We start from the raw sequence: 16,510 nt of genomic DNA on the forward strand, positions 1-16,510 counted from the left end.
CAGCAGGAGAGCGATAATGAAAACGCTGCTGATTAAAGACCCTACACTGGGACTGGCTTCCGCATATATGGCGCAACAACGTCTGGCTGCCGCCGCAGCTGCTGCGGGCCTGACCCTGACTGAGAACCCTGCCGACGCTGAACTGGCGATTGTGCTGGGTAAAAACGTGCCGGATGATGCGGCGCTGAACGGCAAAGCGGTCTGGCTGGGTGATATCCAGCTGGCGGTCCGCGAGCCGGAAACCTTCCTTAACCGCGCCAAAGCTGAAGCCAAAACCTGGCAGGCTCCTGCGGCTGTGGCAACACCTGCAGGTGCATCAGCTGCAGCACCGGCTCAGGCTGGCGCGCAGAAACGCGTTGTGGCCGTTACCGCCTGTCCGACCGGCGTGGCACACACCTTTATGGCTGCCGAAGCTATTCAGGCTGAAGCGACCCGTCGCGGCTGGTGGGTGAAAGTTGAAACTCGCGGTTCAGTGGGTGCGGGTAACGCCATCACCCCGGAAGAAGTTGCTGCCGCCGATCTGGTGATCGTCGCAGCTGATATCGAAGTGGATCTGGCGAAATTTGACGGGAAGCCGATGTACCGCACCTCAACCGGTCTGGCGCTGAAGAAAACCGCGCAGGAACTGGATAAAGCGGTTGCAGAAGCGACGCCGTATAAAGCGGTGGCTGGTGGACAGAGCAATAGCAGTGAAGAAGAGAAGAAAGGCGGGGCAGGGGCTTATCGTCACCTGCTGACCGGTGTTTCTTACATGCTGCCGATGGTGGTCGCGGGTGGTCTGAGCATCGCCCTGTCGTTTGCTTTTGGTATCACAGCGTTTAAAGAACAGGGCACTCTGGCCGCTGCGCTGATGCAAATCGGTGGGGGCAGCGCTTTTGCTCTGATGGTACCAGTGCTGGCGGGCTTTATCGCCTTCTCCATCGCTGACCGTCCGGGTCTGACGCCAGGTCTGATTGGCGGTATGATCGCCACCAGCATCAATGCAGGCTTCTTAGGCGGTATTATCGCGGGCTTTATTGCCGGTTATGCAGCGAAGCTGATCAGCGGCAAAGTCAAACTGCCGCAGAGTATGGAAGCGCTGAAACCGATATTGATTATCCCGCTGTTCGCGAGTCTGATCACCGGCCTGCTGATGATCTACGTGGTGGGCAAACCGGTTGCGGGCATCATGAGTGGCCTGACACACTGGCTGGCTAACATGGGCACGGCGAATGCGGTCCTGCTGGGCGCAATCCTGGGCGGCATGATGTGTACCGATATGGGCGGTCCGGTGAACAAAGTGGCTTACGCATTTGGCGTCGGCTTACTGAGTTCGCAGACGTATGCACCGATGGCCGCCATCATGGCAGCCGGTATGGTGCCACCGCTGGCGATGGGTCTGGCTACGCTGGTTGCCCGTCGTAAATTCAACAAAGGTCAGCAGGAAGGTGGTAAAGCGGCACTGGTTCTGGGTCTCTGCTTTATCTCTGAAGGTGCGATTCCATTCGCAGCCCGTGACCCGATGCGTGTTCTGCCTTGCTGTATCGTGGGCGGCGCAATCACCGGCGCGATCTCCATGGCGATTGGCGCGAAACTGATGGCACCGCACGGTGGACTGTTTGTACTGCTGATCCCTGGCGCCATTACCCCGGTTGTCGGTTATCTGATGTCGATTGTCATCGGTACTGCGGTTGCGGGTCTGGGCTATGCGATACTGAAACGTCCGGAAGAGCAGCTGGCGAAAGCCTGATGTGCAGAAATGCATAATCTGCTGAAGTGATAATAACAGGGAGCCGGTGGCTCCCTGTTTGCTTTTACGTCTTTCCGATCTGACCTTGTTCCCTGTGCAGGCTCAGTCTTACAGCAACCAGGCCTGACTTTGTCAAAAATCTCGGAGCCAGCTGGCTCCCTTTTTCTATCCCTGCTGTTCGGCTTTCAGCCAGGCAATCTCATCTTTCCAGATGTCGGGATTAATAGTCTCAAGAATTAACGGAATACCATCAAACCGCGGATCTTTCATCAGCCAGCTAAATACGGTTTTGCCGATATTCCCTTCACCCAGGCTATGATGGCGGTCAACGCGACTGTCGAAGGCGCTTTTGGCATCGTTAAGGTGCATACCGCGCAGATAATCAAAGCCGACAATGCGCTCAAACTCAGCAAAGGTTGCCTCGCAGTCCGCTTCGGTACGCAGGTCATACCCGCCAGCAAACGCATGACAGGTATCAATGCAGACGCCGACGCGCGACTTATCTTCGACATGTTCAATAATGGTGGCGAGGTGCTCGAAGCGGAATCCGAGGTTACTGCCCTGACCGGCGGTATTCTCAATGACGGCGGTCACATTCTGGCTCTGGTCGAGGGCGATGTTGATCGACTCCGCAATCCGCTTCAGGCAGGCCTCTTCTTCAATCTGATGCAGATGGCTGCCGGGATGGAAGTTCAGCAGCGTCAGGCCGAGCTGGTCACAACGTTTTAATTCATCAATAAAGGCCGCGCGGGATTTCTCCAGCGCCTCTTCAACCGGATGACCGAGGTTAATCAGAAAACTGTCGTGCGGCAGAATTTGCTGCGGACTGAATTTGTACGTCTCGCAGGCGGCGCGAAAAGCATCAATCACCTCAGTGGAGAGCGGGGCGGCCTTCCACTGACGCTGATTTTTAGTAAAGAGGGCAAAGGCGGTGGCTTCTATTTCATGGGCGCGAATCACTGCCTGATCCACACCACCTGCCGCACTCACGTGTGCGCCGATATATTTCATGCCTTTCTCCTGGGGCTATGCACGGATGAAACGGCATGATACCCGATGCTGTTAGCCCATGAAATGTTGCACCAGCAGATTGATGGTGCCGCCACCCGCGATTAACCAGCCAAATACCAGTGCGCCCAGAAGCAGCGGTTTAACGCCCGCCTCACGTAATGCGCTAAAACGGGTGGTTAATCCCAGAGCCGCCATCGCCATCGCCAGCAGCAGACCCGCCAGCTCGTTCAGCGTGGCCACTACCGTGGCAGGCAGCAGCTGCAGCGAGTTAAACAGCGCGACTGCGATAAACAGCAGGGCGAACCAGGGAAACGTCACCGGCTGACGCGCGTTGCTCGCTTTGCGTTTGCCGCGTAGCACTGCACTCAGGCAGAGCAGGAACGGGGCCAGCATCATCACCCGCAGCATTTTGGCAATCACCGCGCTGTTCTCGGCATCGGGACTGATGCTGTGTCCGGCAGCCACGACCTGTGCCACTTCATGGATGGTCGAACCGGTAAATACCCCAAACTGCGATGCACTCAGGCCTGGAAAAAGATGGTGCGCCAGCGGCCACAGCATTGGATAGATAAAGATTGCCAGCGTGCCGAACAGCACCACGGTTGCAATAGCCACCGCCACTTTCGAGGAGGCGGCTTTTACCACTGGCTCGGTCGCCAGTACGGCCGCTGCCCCACAGATGCTGCTGCCCGCGCCAATCAGCCAGACGGTATCGCGATCCAGTTTCAGCAGCCGGATGCCCAGCAGGCAGGTAATAAAGAAGGTGCTGCTCAGCGTCAGCGCATCAATCAGGATGCCGCTAAAACCAACGTCGGCAATCTGTTGTAAGGTGATGCGAAATCCAAACAGGATGATCCCCAGCCGCAGCAGCTTCTGCTTAGCCAGTATCACGCCGCTGTCGCAGCGCGACGCCAGAGGCGTATAGACGCTATTGCCGACCAGGATGCCCAGCATGATTGCCAGGGTCAGTGAACCCAGCCCCGCTGCTGCCACCACCGGTTGCTGTGCGAGCCAGCTGGCAGCCGCGGCAATCGCGGCAGTCAGCAGCAGACCGGGGAACCAGAGCGTAACAGGATGATGGGGTTTAGCGATGCTCAGTTCGGTCATGGTGGTCACTCCTCATGGTTGAGTCATGATCATGACGGCGACTGGCTTAAAAGTGAAATTGATAATATATTTATAATTGACCAGAATAAACGATAAGGCCGCAATCATGATAGTTTCGCGTCTGCGCCGCTGGGCGACGCTGATCAAAAGAGATGCCCGGGTGCTGTGGTTTGCCTTTCGCGATCCGCGCACGCCCTGGTGGAACAAAGTGGCGATGCTGGGGCTGGTCGCGTATGGCGTCAGCCCGATCGATCTCATCCCGGATGTGATCCCGTTTGTTGGTCTGCTGGATGACGCGGTGATTATCCCGACGGGCGTCATGGTGCTGATGCGGTTGCTGCCGAAAGACGTGCGTATCAGCAGCATCGCGAAAGCGCAGTCTCAGCGTGCGCGCGGTAAAAAAATGGCTGGCTGGCTGGGCGTCGCCGGGCTGCTCTGGCTGGCATTAATGATTTATCTTGTCAGGCATTCATTGAGTTAAGAGGCAACAATGCACATTACGCTGCGGCAAATCGAAGTGTTCACCGAAGTGCTCAAAAGCGGTTCAACGACGCAGGCTTCGCAGTTGCTGGCGCTGTCGCAGTCCGCAGTCAGCGCGGCGCTGGCCGATCTGGAGAGTCAGCTCGGGGTGCAGCTGTTTGATCGGGTCGGCAAACGGCTGGTGTTAAATGAGCACGGGCGGCTGCTCTATCCGCGTGCGGTAGGACTGCTGGAGCAGGCAGGTGAAATTGAGCAATTGTTCAAAGAGGATAACGGCGCAATTCGCATCTTCGCCAGCAGCACCATCGGTAACTATCTGCTGCCGGGCATGATGGCCGCTTATCGCCGTGATTTTCCGGGGTTGCCGCTGGAGCTGAGCGTCGGAAACAGTCAGGATGTGATTCAGGCGGTTTCCGATTTTCGCGTAGACGTCGGGTTGATTGAAGGGCCGTGTCACATGACCGAGCTGGTCAGTGAACCCTGGCTGGAAGATGAACTGGTGGTGTTTGCCGCACCTGACGCCGCGATCCTGCAACAGCCGGTGACGCTGAAAACGCTGGCCGAAGCGCCCTGGATCCTGCGCGAGCGCGGCTCGGGCACCCGTGAAATCGTCGACTATCTGCTGTTGTCACACCTGCCAAGTTTTCAGCTGGGCATGGAGCTGGGCAACTCCGAAGCGATCAAGCATGCAGTGCGGCATGGCATGGGGATCAGCTGTCTTTCACGCCGGGTGATTGCCGATCTGCTGGAGGCGGGCACGCTGACAGAACTGACGATTCCGTTGCCGCGTCTGACCCGAACGCTCTACCGCATTCATCACCGGCAGAAGCATATTTCAAAAGCGCTGACGCGCTTTTTGTCCTATTGCCGTGAGTGACCGCTAATAATTCGGGCGCGATCATGAACATAACTTATAACAGCATGGCATCAGCTATACAGAGGCGGTCTGGCTGCTACAATCGCGCCTCATTTTTACCCAGCGTAGCGTTAACACATGCATAATGACCCAAATACAACACAACAACCTGCATTACGACGTGCGTTAAAAGCCCGTCATCTGACGATGATCGCCATCGGCGGCTCAATCGGTACTGGCCTGTTTGTCGCCTCTGGCGCAACCATCGCACAGGCTGGCCCCGGCGGAGCACTTCTCTCCTATATGCTCATCGGCCTGATGGTCTACTTCCTGATGACCAGTCTCGGTGAGCTGGCCGCCTTTATGCCCGTATCGGGTTCTTTCGCCACCTACGGCGCGAAATATGTTGAAGAGGGCTTTGGCTTCGCCCTCGGCTGGAACTACTGGTACAACTGGGCGGTGACCATCGCGGTTGACCTGGTGGCGTCCCAGCTGGTGATGACCTACTGGTTCCCTGACACGCCAGGCTGGATCTGGAGCGCGTTGTTCCTGGGTCTGATATTCCTGCTTAACTACATCTCGGTGAAAGGCTTTGGCGAGGCGGAATACTGGTTCTCGCTGATTAAAGTGGCCACCGTGATTATCTTTATCATTGTTGGCGTGCTGATGATTACCGGCATTATGCGCGGTGCGGAGCATGCGGGCTGGCATAACTGGCAGGTTGGCGATGCGCCGTTTGCGGGTGGCTTTGCGGCAATGATTGGCGTAGCGATGATTGTGGGATTCTCCTTCCAGGGCACCGAGCTGATCGGTATCGCGGCGGGCGAATCTGAAGATCCGGCGAAAAATATCCCGCGCGCGGTGCGGCAGATTTTCTGGCGTATCCTGCTGTTCTATGTGTTCGCCATCCTGATTATCAGTCTGATCCTGCCGTACACCGATCCGCAGTTGCTGCATAACGACATTGACGATATCAGCGTCAGCCCGTTCACCCTGGTGTTCCAGAACGCCGGTCTGCTCTCTGCGGCAGCGGTGATGAATGCGGTGATCCTGACGGCGGTGCTGTCAGCCGGTAACTCCGGTATGTACGCCTCAACGCGTATGCTTTACAACCTGGCGAGTGAAGGCAAAGCGCCGCGCATTTTCGCGAAACTCTCTAAAGGCGGCGTTCCGCGCAATGCCTTATGGGCGACGACCGTCGTGGCCGGGCTGTGCTTCCTGACCTCTAAGTTTGGCAATCAGGAAGTCTATCTGTGGCTGCTGAATACCTCAGGCATGACCGGTTTTATCGCCTGGCTGGGTATTGCCATCAGTCACTATCGCTTCCGCCGCGGCTATGTTGCCCAGGGTCATGATCTTAACGATCTGCCTTACCGTTCCGGCTTCTTCCCACTGGGGCCGATCTTCGCCTTTGTGCTTTGCCTGATCATTACGCTGGGTCAGAACTATCAGGCATTCCTTAACGACAGCATTGACTGGTACAGCGTAGCGGCCACCTACATTGGCCTTCCGCTGTTCCTGATTATCTGGTTCGGCTACAGGCTGACGCGCGGCAGCCGTTTCGTGAAGTACAGCGAGATGGAGTTCCCGGTTCATAAAGATTAGAACTGTGCGCTGGCGCTGTTAAGTCAGGTACCTGACACAGCGCCTTGAGGCAGCTCCCGGCCTTAAAGCGATAGGCGCATACGTCTTTGCGAAAGACGTATGCGCCCTGAGCATCTTCCCCATCTTTAACGTCAAGGCGCTATAACTGCCATTATCGTTCCCCTAACAACACCATTTTTTACGGTTTTTTCTCGCCTCGCTTATGCGAACGAATTGATAATTATTATCACCTGCACTATTGTGACTGCGTTTTCTGACGTGATAGCCACACAGGGTTCAAAAATGACTACCGAAACTTCGCTGCTGGCGGGGGAAGAGACGCTTCACCACACCATGCAAAACTATCATCAGGTGCTGCGCCGCCGCCTGATCTGGATTGGCGTATTACTGGTGGCGATTGTTGCCTCGTTAATCCTCGACTTTACGCTCGGTCCGGCCGGGCTCTCACTGGACACGCTGTGGAATACGCTGCTCAGCCCCGACAGTGTCGATGCCGGTACCCGTGTTATCGTCTGGGATATTCGTCTGCCTTATGCACTGATGGCGCTGGTGGTCGGGCTGTCGCTGGGCCTGGCCGGCGCAGAAATGCAGACTATCCTGAATAACCCGCTGGCCAGCCCGTTTACGCTCGGTGTCTCATCGGCGGCGGCGTTTGGTGCCGCGCTGGCGATCATTCTCGGCGTCGGTATTCCTGGCATTCCTGATCAGTGGTTAATCTCAGCCAACGCCTTTGTCTTTGCACTGTTTGCCGCGCTGATGCTGGATGCCGTGACCCGCTGGACGCAGGTCTCCTCTGCGGGCGTCGTTTTGTTCGGTATCGCACTGGTCTTTACCTTTAACGCACTGGTCTCAATGATGCAGTTCATTGCCAGCGAAGATACGCTGCAGGGTCTGGTGTTCTGGACCATGGGCAGCCTGGCGCGCGCCTCCTGGGAGAAGCTGGGCGTGCTGACCGTGGCGCTGGCCATCCTGGTGCCGTTCTCAATGATGAGCAGCTGGAAGCTGACGGCGCTGCGTCTGGGTGAAGACCGCGCCGTGAGCTTTGGTATCGACGTGCGTCGGCTGCGCCTGACCACCTTGCTGCGCATCAGTATCCTTTCGGCGCTTGCGGTGGCGTTTGTGGGACCCATTGGCTTCATCGGCCTGGTTGCACCCCACATTGCCCGCATGATGTTTGGTGAAGATCACCGTTTTTATCTGCCTGCCAGTGCGCTGGTTGGCGCGCTGGTGCTCTCCCTGGCGTCAGTCGCGTCGAAAAACCTGCTGCCGGGTGTCATTATTCCCGTGGGTATTGTGACGTCACTGATTGGTGTGCCGTTCTTCCTGAGTATTATTCTGCGCCATCGGGGGACGGTATAATGGAAACGGGTCTGACATTACGCGGCTTCAGTGCCGGTTATCCCAAACATAAAGTGATTGAAAACCTCAACGTGGCTCCGTTGCCACGGGGTGAGATTACCGTTCTGCTGGGACCGAATGGTTGCGGTAAATCGACGCTGTTGCGTGCACTGGCTGGTCTGAATAAAGGTCAGGGCGAGATGTGGCTTAACGGTGAAGATCTCATGACTCAGCCGTTTGCCCGCCGTGCGAAAAACGTAGTCTATCTGCCACAGTCGCTGCCTGCGGGCGTGCATCTGCATGTGCTGGAATCGATTATCGTGGCACAGCGTGCCTCCGGTGGCCTGCACAGTGCCAGCAGTGAAGCGGAAATCATGCATCTGCTGGAACAACTGGGCATTGCCCATCTGGCGATGCGCTACCTTGATCAGCTTTCGGGCGGACAGAAGCAGCTGGTCGGGCTGGCGCAATCTTTAATCCGTCGCCCTAAACTGCTGCTGCTGGATGAACCGCTGAGTGCGCTGGATCTCAATTACCAGTTCCACGTCATGGACCTGGTGCGCCGCGAAACGGCCCAGCGCAACATCGTGACGGTGGTGGTGGTGCATGACATCAACATCGCGCTGCGTCATGCGCAACATGCCCTGATGCTTAAGCAGGGCGCGCTGGTCGCAGAAGGGCAGCCGGATAAGGTGATTACGCCGGCTACGCTGGCAAAAGTGTATGGCGTCAACGGGCGTATCGAACACTGCTCACGCGGCATTCCGCAGGTGATGATCGATGGGCTGACCGGTCCGGCCTTAGTCTGATCGTCAGGTTAAGGTTGCGGCGGCTGAAGTATCCGCCTCTTTCGGAAAGGAGAGTGCAGGGCTGGCAGGGCGCTGACGTTGCAACCATGTTCCCGCCTCTACAGCATGCAAAAAAAGAGGGCCGCAATAGCGGCCCTGATTATTTACGCCAGCAGATGCTGGGCATGGAAGCGAAGATGATCTTCCACAAAACTGGCAATAAAGAAGTAGCTATGGTCATAACCCGGCTGAATACGCAGCGTCAGCGGGAAACCCACCTCGCGGGCGATCTCCTCTAACCGCTCTGGTTGCAGCTGATCGGCCAGGAACTGATCGCTGTCACCCTGATCGATCAGCATTGGCAACCGATGGGAGACTTCCGCCATCAGCTGGCAGCTGTCATATTCCCGCCACGCCGCCTGATCGTCGCCCAGATAGGCCTGAAACGCTTTCTGGCCCCAAGGCACCTGCATTGGATTCACAATCGGTGCAAAGGCTGAAGCCGAGGCAAAGCGATTACCCAGACGCAGCGCCAGCATCAGCGCGCCGTGTCCGCCCATAGAATGACCCATGATTGACTGGCGTTCACTGACCTTGAAGTTATCCGCAATCAGGGCAGGTAACTCGCTGCTCAGATAGTCGAACATGCGGAAATGACTCGCCCAGGGTTGCTGGGTGGCATTGAGATAAAATCCCGCACCCTGACCCAGATCGTATCCCTCATCGTTCGCCACGCCGTCACCGCGCGGGCTGGTGTCCGGCATAATCAGCACCAGACCCAGTTCCGCCGCAACGCGCTGCGCGCCCGCTTTGGTGGTGAAATTCTCGTCGTTACAGGTCAGGCCGGCTAAAAACCAGACCACCGGCGGCGGTGCATCACCGTGCGGGGTGGGCAGATAGATGCTAAAGGTCATCGGGCAGTTCAGCACGGCTGACTGATGACGCCAGCGCTGCTGCCAGCCGCCAAAAATACGGTGTTCTTCCAGTAGCTCCAGAGTGGATGCCATAACGCCTCCTGATTACTTGTTAAAGTGCACGACCGAGCGAATCGATTTTCCTTCGTGCATCAAATCAAAGGCGTCGTTGATCTCTTCCAGCGGCATGGTGTGAGTGATGAAGTCGTTAAGGGCAAATTTACCGTCGAGGTAATCCTGCACAATGCCTGGCAGCTGTGAACGGCCTTTTACGCCACCAAACGCGGAACCGCGCCAGACGCGACCGGTTACCAGCTGGAACGGACGGGTAGAGATCTCTTCACCGGCACCGGCAACACCGATAATCACAGACTCGCCCCAGCCTTTGTGGCAGCACTCCAGTGCGGAACGCATTACGTTGACGTTACCGATACACTCAAACGAGAAGTCCACGCCGCCGTCGGTCAGCTCGACAATCACATCCTGAATCGGTTTGTCGTAATCTTTCGGGTTAATCAGATCGGTGGCACCCAGTTTACGTGCCAGATCGAATTTGCTGGTGTTGAGGTCGATGGCAATGATACGGCCTGCTTTCGCCATTTTCGCGCCAATCACCGCAGAAAGACCGATGCCGCCGAGACCGAAGATCGCCACGGTGTCGCCTTCTTTCACTTTGGCGGTGTTCATTACCGCGCCCATGCCGGTCGTGACGCCACAGCCCAGCAGACAAACCTCTTCCAGCGGTGCTTCTTTACTGATTTTTGCCAGTGAGATCTCCGGGATGACGGTGTATTCAGAGAAGGTCGAGGTGCCCATGTAATGGAAAATCGGTTTGCCATCTTTGAAGAAGCGGGTGGTGCCGTCCGGCATCAGGCCCTTACCCTGGGTGGCGCGAATCGCCTGGCAGAGGTTAGTTTTGCCCGACAGACAGTACTTACATTTGCCGCACTCCGGGGTGTAAAGCGGGATGACATGGTCTCCCACTTCCACGCTGGTTACGCCTTCGCCCACCGCTTCCACGATGCCGCCGCCTTCATGGCCAAGGATCGCCGGGAAAACACCTTCCGGGTCAGTGCCGGAAAGGGTGTAGGCGTCGGTATGACAGACACCGGTCGCGACAATACGCACCAGCACTTCACCTTTTTGCGGTGGCATTAAATCCACTTCTTCGATTTTCAGTGGTTCGCCAGCAGCCCAGGCAACCGCGGCACGGGTTTTGATCATGTTCATGCAATCCCTCTTCCAGTCAGATTGTGACGCGTAATAGCGCCTTTTTTCGTGAGTTAAACATAGCGTGGAACGCTTATTCCGTCGCCTGCAATGGGTGGATCAGCTCATCGTTGAGCGGACGATCGTCAAACTGTTCAATAATCAGGTATTTCAGCGCTTCGACATTCGGGGTAAAGGCGTCACGCCGCCACATCAGCCAGGTGGCGGTGTCGCGATAAGCTGCGGGCAGGGTATGCGCCTGCACCCGCGACCGATCCGCCATCTGCTTCAGCACCGAAGCCGGAATCATCGCGACCCCTGCACCGCCCGCTACGCAGGCCAGCATGGCGTGATAGGACTGAATCTCCATCACACTGTTGGGTGCGGTCTGGCTGTCGCGATACCAGCTCTCCAGCTTCACCCGGTAAGAGCAGCTGTTGCGGAACGCAAACAGAGTATCGTCCTGCACGTCGCGCGCCGTGGTGATTGGCCCATGATCCAGCCCGGTGATCAGCACCATCTCCTCGCGAAAAGCGATGCAGCCATTCAGGTCATCATGAGAAACCGGGCCATCCACCAGCGCAGCGGCCAGGGTGCCTTCACGGACCCGATCGATAATTTCGCCTGAGGTGCCGGTAATCAGCGACAGCGCCACTTTAGGAAAGCGCTGATGATAGGCGGCGAGCAGGCCAGGCAGGCGGGTCGCTGCGGTGCTCTCCATGGAGCCCAGTGCAAAGTTTCCCGCCGGTTCGCCGGTTCGGGTCATGCTCATCGCTTCTTCACTTAACGCCAGAATGCGTTGCGCATAATTCAGGAAATTATGGCCCATCGGCGACAGGCGAATGCGCTGCTTCTCACGAATAAAGAGATCAACACCTAATTCCTCTTCCAGCTGACGCAGCCGCGTGGTGAGATTAGAGGGGACGCGATGCAGATGTTCTGCTGCGCGCGCCAGTGAACCCGTTTCGGCGACGGAACAGAACATACGCAGCTGAACTAAATCCATATCTTCTCTTCCTGTAAACAAGTTGGTTAATATTATTCACTTTCCGTGAGTTTAGTCATCCTGCATGCTATTAGCAAGTCAGAAGAGATCTCAGGGCAGAACAACAGGAGTTCAGCAATGGCGTTACGCGTCGCGCTCAGTGCATTTTTAACTTTATTTGTGGCGATGGGCATAGGGCGATTTGCCTTTACGCCGCAGGTGCCACTGATGATTCAGGCTCACCAGCTGACGCTTACCAGTGCCAGCCTGGTCGCAGCCCTCAACTATTTAGGCTACCTGTGTGGCTCCTTTGATGCGATGCGGGCGCATCAAAGGGTCGAACTGCGGCTGCAGGCGGGTGTATGGGGCGCGGTAATCCTGACGCTGCTCTCGGCACTGGCAACCGGCCCGTGGCTGCATGGCGCTATTCGTTTTCTGATTGGCTGGGCCAGCGGCTGGGCGATGGTGCTGGTGGCGGCCTGGAGCAACGAACAGCTGCATCGGCATGGGCGGGCAGGGTTGTCGGCGGCCGTGTTTGCCGGACCGGGTTGCGGCATTTTTGTCAGTGGTTTGCTGGGGGTAGCGCTGCACACATTCCAGGTCTCCGCCGGTCTTGCCTGGGCTGCTTACGGGGCGCTGGCGCTGCTGCTGATTGCGTTAATCACCCGTAATTTACCGCGTCGCGGCGAACTGCATCGTCCGGATCAGGCACCCGAGCCGCTGGTGCTGAACCGCAATCTTAAACGTCTGGTGCTGAGTTACAGTCTGGCAGGGTTTGGCTACATCCTGCCCGCGACTTTTCTGTCGCAGATGGCCGCCACACGTTTTCCTGACGGCATCTTCGCGCAGTTTGTCTGGCCGATATTTGGCGGGGCGGCAATGATCGGCATCCTGCTGGGTATTCTGACGCGGCGCTGGGGGCACAGCCATGTCCGCCTGGCGCTGGTGCTCTGGGCACAGGCGCTGGGTGTGTTTGCTGCGGCGCTGCTGCCCGGCTTTAGTGGCCTGCTGGCCGGTGCGTTGCTGGTCGGAGGCGGCTTCCTGAGTGTGGTGCAGTTGTCAATGCTCTGCGCCCGCGAACTGGCGCCCAACCATCTGCGATTCATGGCTGGCCTGCTGACGACCGGCTATGCGATTGGACAACTTGTCGGCCCGCTGCTCTCTTTTCTCTCAACGGCCTTGTTACATCGGCTTGAGCCTGCGCTCTGGGTGGCAGGGGTGAGTCTGGTCTGGGCAGGCCTACTGGTCTGGCGAAGAATTGAGTGAAAAGCTTTCATCACCAATCTGATTGATTGCTGGATTCCCCGCAAAGAAAGTTTCACAATACGCGCCTGATTACAGGGCCCGCAGGCAAAAGCTTGCGGGCGCAACACCAGCCGGAGAAGAGTAGATGAGCACCTTAAGTCAGGAAGCTGCCCTGGTTCACGAAGCGCTGCTGGCGCGTGGACTGGAAACGCCGTTACGTGCACCGACGCGCGACATTGATGACGAAACGCGTAAGAGCCTGATTGCCGGGCACATGACCGAGATTATGCAGCTGCTGAATCTGGATCTTGAAGATGACAGCCTGATGGAAACGCCACATCGCATCGCCAAAATGTATGTGGATGAAATCTTTTCCGGCCTCGACTACGCAAACTTCCCGAAAATCACCGTCATTGAGAACAAAATGAAGGTCGATGAGATGGTGACCGTGCGTGATATCACCCTGACCAGCACCTGTGAACACCACTTTGTGATCATCGATGGCAAGGCTACCGTCGCCTATATTCCCAAAGAAAAGGTGATTGGCCTGTCGAAAATTAACCGCATCGTGCAGTTCTTTGCTCAGCGTCCGCAGGTGCAGGAGCGGCTGACGCAGCAGGTTCTGGTTGCATTGCAGACGCTGCTGGGCACTAACAATGTGGCTGTTTCTATTGATGCGGTGCACTACTGTGTCAAAGCGCGTGGCGTAAAAGATGCCACCAGCGCCACTACCACGACGTCGCTGGGTGGCCTGTTCAAGTCAAGTCAGAACACCCGTCAGGAATTTTTGCGCGCGGTGCGCCATAGTTGAGTTTATGGCGGGCGCATAACGTTGCCCGCCTCAATGTGCAGGTGCCGCATGCAACGCTATCACGCGCTGGATTTCATTCGTGGATGTGCCATTCTCGGCATTCTGCTGCTCAATATTGTCGGCTTCGGTCTGCCTTCAGCCGCCTACCTTAATCCAGCCTGGCAGGGTAGCGTCACGCTTTCCGATGCCTGGACATGGGCACTCTCTGACGTTTTTGCTCAGCTCAAATTCCTCACGCTGTTTGCGCTGCTGTTTGGCGCGGGTCTGCAAATGCAGCTGCCGCGCGGCAGTCGCTGGCTCACAGCCCGGCTTTCCCTTCTGGTCCTGATCGGTTTTGTTCACGGGGTTTTTCTCTGGGAAGGGGACATCCTGCTGGACTACGGCATTATCGGGCTGGTGGTGTGGCGGGTGCTGCGTGATGTTCCCTCCACCCGCAGCCTGATGAATACCGGCATTCTGCTCTACCTGGTCGGCTGTGGGGTGCTGCTGGTGTTTGGGTCGATCTCCTCTCCTGAACCGACTAATTCCTGGCTGCCGGGCGCAGCGGAACTGCAATATGAACAGTTCTGGAAACTCGCTGGCGGCTGGGACGCGATACAGAACCGGCTGGACCATCTTTCGTCAGGGCTGATGGCGCTTGCAGCGCAGTATGGCTGGCAGCTGGCAGGTCTGATGATGATCGGTGGCGCACTGCTGCGCAGCGGCTGGCTGATTGGCGAATTCCCTGCACGGCATTATCGTCAGGCGGCGGCGCTGCTGTTAATCATTGGGTTCGCCATTGCGGTGGCCGGTGTGGCAGCGCAATGGCTGTTACATTGGGAGTTTCGCTGGACCGCATTTTACCTGCAAGCGCCGCGCGACCTTGCCAGCCCGCTAATTAGTCTGGGCTACACCGCACTCTGCCTGGCTTACTGGCCGCAGATCGTGCGCTGGCGCATCAGCTATGCCATCCAGTGCGTGGGCCGGATGGCGCTGACCAACTACCTGCTTCAGACCGTGATCTGCACTACGTTGTTCTATCGCTTTGGCTTCTATATGCACTTTACCCGGCTGGAACTGCTGCTGATAGTGCCTGCGGTATGGCTCTTCAATATCCTGTTTTCACTCATCTGGTTACATTTCTTTGCACAGGGTCCGCTGGAATGGCTTTGGCGGCGGTTTACGCTGCTCTCAACCGGCAGATCACGCATCACTGACAACGCAAGATAATGACCGTCATCACAAAGGTTACAGAATTGTATGTAACCGTTTTCATTGATGTGACGCAATTCACGCTGTACGCCTCCTGCCCCTGACAAAATAGCGCCGGTGTTCAACCCGGCGTGATGCCTAATTTTCCTTTCTGGAACTGCTGCATGATAACTATTCGTGATGTTGCCCGTCAGGCTGGCGTGTCAGTGGCGACCGTGTCGCGCGTCCTTAATCAGAGCAACGCCGTGACCTCAGACACCCGTGATACCGTGTTACAGGCGGTTGAAGCGCTGGGCTATCGCCCTAACGCCAACGCCCAGGCGCTGGCGACGCAGGTCAGCGACACGATTGGGGTGGTGGTGATGGATGTCTCCGATCCCTTCTTCGGGGCGCTGGTTAAAGCAGTCGATACCGTAGCGCAGCGCGTGCACAAACATGTGTTAATCAGCAACTCCTGGCATCAGGAAGAGAAAGAGCGTCATGCCATTGAAGTGCTGATCCGTCAGCGCTGCAGCGCGCTGGTGGTGCATGCAAAAACACTGCCGGATGCGGAACTGGCGGACTTTATGCAGCACGTACCCGGCATGGTGGTCATTAACCGTATCGTTCCCGGTTTTGAACACCGCAGCGTCAGTCTGGATAACGTCACTGGCGCATTGATGGCTTCAAGAACCCTGTTACAACAGGGACATAGCCGCATCGGCTATCTCTGCTCCAGTCATCCGATCGAAGATGTCGCCCAGCGTCGTGAAGGGTGGATGCAGGCGATGGCAGAGCAGGGCATTCGGCCCCAGGAGAGCTGGATAGCCAGTGCAGAGCCCGACATGCAGGGCGGTGAAGCAGCGATGGTGGAGTTGCTGGGGCGCAATCTCAACCTTACGGCGGTGTTTGCCTATAACGACGGCATGGCAGCTGGCGCGCTCACTGCGCTGAAAGACAACGGCATTCAGGTTCCACAGCATTTTTCTGTCATTGGCTTCGATGATATTCCCATTTCCCGTTACACCGACCCACAGTTAACGACTGTTCGCTATCCCATTGTATCTATGGCAAAAATCGCCACTGAACTGGCACTGCAGGGCGCAGCAGGCCTGCTTGATGACACCGCAACACATATCTTTATGCCGACGCTGGTGCGGCGTCATTCGGTGGCGCAGCGGCAAAATGTGGAGTCCGTCACTAATTCAGGTGATTCAGGCATGTAACCGTTTTCAATCTGTGATTACATTCACAGTTAATTA

General features: G+C 56.9%; 15 protein-coding genes. 10 read left to right on the forward strand and 5 right to left on the reverse strand.

Annotated elements, in window-relative coordinates; translation table 11 throughout:
- Window positions 1–16 precede the first annotated feature (16 nt).
- Window positions 17–1,729: a PTS fructose transporter subunit IIBC gene (gene fruA, locus NP77_RS08535; RefSeq protein WP_039659762.1), complete on the forward strand. Its 1,713-nt coding sequence runs from the start codon at window positions 17–19 to the stop codon at window positions 1,727–1,729.
- Window positions 1,730–1,894: 165 nt separating this feature from the next.
- On the opposite strand, the gene nfo is transcribed toward fruA, so the two are convergent.
- A complete protein-coding gene (gene nfo, locus NP77_RS08540) occupies window positions 1,895–2,740 on the reverse strand; it encodes a deoxyribonuclease IV (RefSeq protein ID WP_003854136.1) in 846 nt (281 codons plus the stop codon).
- Between the two features lie 51 nt (window positions 2,741–2,791).
- Window positions 2,792–3,847 (reverse strand): YeiH family putative sulfate export transporter, encoded by a 1,056-nt coding sequence (locus tag NP77_RS08545; protein WP_003854135.1) that lies wholly within the window; start codon window positions 3,845–3,847, stop codon window positions 2,792–2,794.
- Window positions 3,848–3,953: 106 nt separating this feature from the next.
- Between NP77_RS08545 and NP77_RS08550 the strand changes: the two genes are divergently transcribed.
- From NP77_RS08550 to NP77_RS08570, 5 genes are all read left to right on the forward strand, one after another.
- On the forward strand, window positions 3,954–4,328 hold the full coding sequence (locus NP77_RS08550) for a YkvA family protein (RefSeq protein WP_039659764.1): 375 nt from the start codon (window positions 3,954–3,956) through the stop codon (window positions 4,326–4,328).
- A 9-nt stretch (window positions 4,329–4,337) separates the two neighbouring features.
- Window positions 4,338–5,204 (forward strand): DNA-binding transcriptional regulator YeiE, encoded by an 867-nt coding sequence (gene yieE / locus NP77_RS08555; RefSeq protein WP_003854133.1) that lies wholly within the window; start codon window positions 4,338–4,340, stop codon window positions 5,202–5,204.
- 117 nt (window positions 5,205–5,321) lie between these two features.
- A complete protein-coding gene (locus tag NP77_RS08560; RefSeq protein ID WP_003854132.1) occupies window positions 5,322–6,788 on the forward strand; it encodes an amino acid permease in 1,467 nt (488 codons plus the stop codon).
- A gap of 282 nt (window positions 6,789–7,070) precedes the next feature.
- The gene (locus NP77_RS08565) at window positions 7,071–8,147 is read left to right on the forward strand and encodes an iron ABC transporter permease (protein ID WP_003854131.1); all 1,077 of its coding nucleotides are present in this window, start codon (window positions 7,071–7,073) and stop codon (window positions 8,145–8,147) included.
- On the forward strand, window positions 8,147–8,935 hold the full coding sequence (locus NP77_RS08570) for an ABC transporter ATP-binding protein (RefSeq protein ID WP_003854130.1): 789 nt from the start codon (window positions 8,147–8,149) through the stop codon (window positions 8,933–8,935). The genes NP77_RS08565 and NP77_RS08570 overlap by 1 nt, the downstream gene beginning before the upstream one ends.
- A 143-nt stretch (window positions 8,936–9,078) precedes the next feature.
- On the opposite strand, the gene fghA is transcribed toward NP77_RS08570, so the two are convergent.
- The 3 genes from fghA to NP77_RS08585 all read right to left on the reverse strand — a co-directional run bounded on the left by fghA (window position 9,079) and on the right by NP77_RS08585 (window position 12,043).
- Window positions 9,079–9,921, reverse strand: a complete 843-nt coding sequence (gene fghA / locus NP77_RS08575; RefSeq protein WP_039659768.1) for an S-formylglutathione hydrolase — start codon at window positions 9,919–9,921, stop codon at window positions 9,079–9,081.
- Window positions 9,922–9,933: 12 nt separating this feature from the next.
- Window positions 9,934–11,058 carry an S-(hydroxymethyl)glutathione dehydrogenase/class III alcohol dehydrogenase gene (locus NP77_RS08580; protein WP_003854127.1) on the reverse strand — a complete coding sequence of 375 codons (1,125 nt, stop codon included), beginning with the start codon at window positions 11,056–11,058 and terminating at the stop codon, window positions 9,934–9,936.
- Window positions 11,059–11,131: 73 nt separating this feature from the next.
- Window positions 11,132–12,043, reverse strand: a complete 912-nt coding sequence (locus NP77_RS08585; protein ID WP_003854125.1) for a LysR family transcriptional regulator — start codon at window positions 12,041–12,043, stop codon at window positions 11,132–11,134.
- Window positions 12,044–12,160: 117 nt separating this feature from the next.
- Between NP77_RS08585 and NP77_RS08590 the strand changes: the two genes are divergently transcribed.
- The 4 genes from NP77_RS08590 (at window position 12,161) to galS (ending at window position 16,474) form a co-directional block, all read left to right on the forward strand.
- The gene (locus NP77_RS08590) at window positions 12,161–13,288 is read left to right on the forward strand and encodes a YbfB/YjiJ family MFS transporter (protein ID WP_008926108.1); all 1,128 of its coding nucleotides are present in this window, start codon (window positions 12,161–12,163) and stop codon (window positions 13,286–13,288) included.
- Window positions 13,289–13,412: 124 nt separating this feature from the next.
- Complete coding sequence (gene folE, locus NP77_RS08595; RefSeq protein WP_008926107.1) at window positions 13,413–14,078, forward strand: GTP cyclohydrolase I FolE; 666 nt, start codon at window positions 13,413–13,415, stop codon at window positions 14,076–14,078.
- Between the two features lie 48 nt (window positions 14,079–14,126).
- On the forward strand, window positions 14,127–15,287 hold the full coding sequence (gene yeiB, locus NP77_RS08600; protein WP_039659771.1) for a DUF418 domain-containing protein YeiB: 1,161 nt from the start codon (window positions 14,127–14,129) through the stop codon (window positions 15,285–15,287).
- A 146-nt stretch (window positions 15,288–15,433) separates the two neighbouring features.
- Complete coding sequence (gene galS / locus NP77_RS08605; RefSeq protein ID WP_003854118.1) at window positions 15,434–16,474, forward strand: HTH-type transcriptional regulator GalS; 1,041 nt, start codon at window positions 15,434–15,436, stop codon at window positions 16,472–16,474.
- Window positions 16,475–16,510: the final 36 nt, after the last annotated feature.

The organism is Pantoea sp. MBLJ3 (assembly GCF_000816655.1).
Lineage (GTDB): Bacteria > Pseudomonadota > Gammaproteobacteria > Enterobacterales > Enterobacteriaceae > Pantoea > Pantoea eucalypti.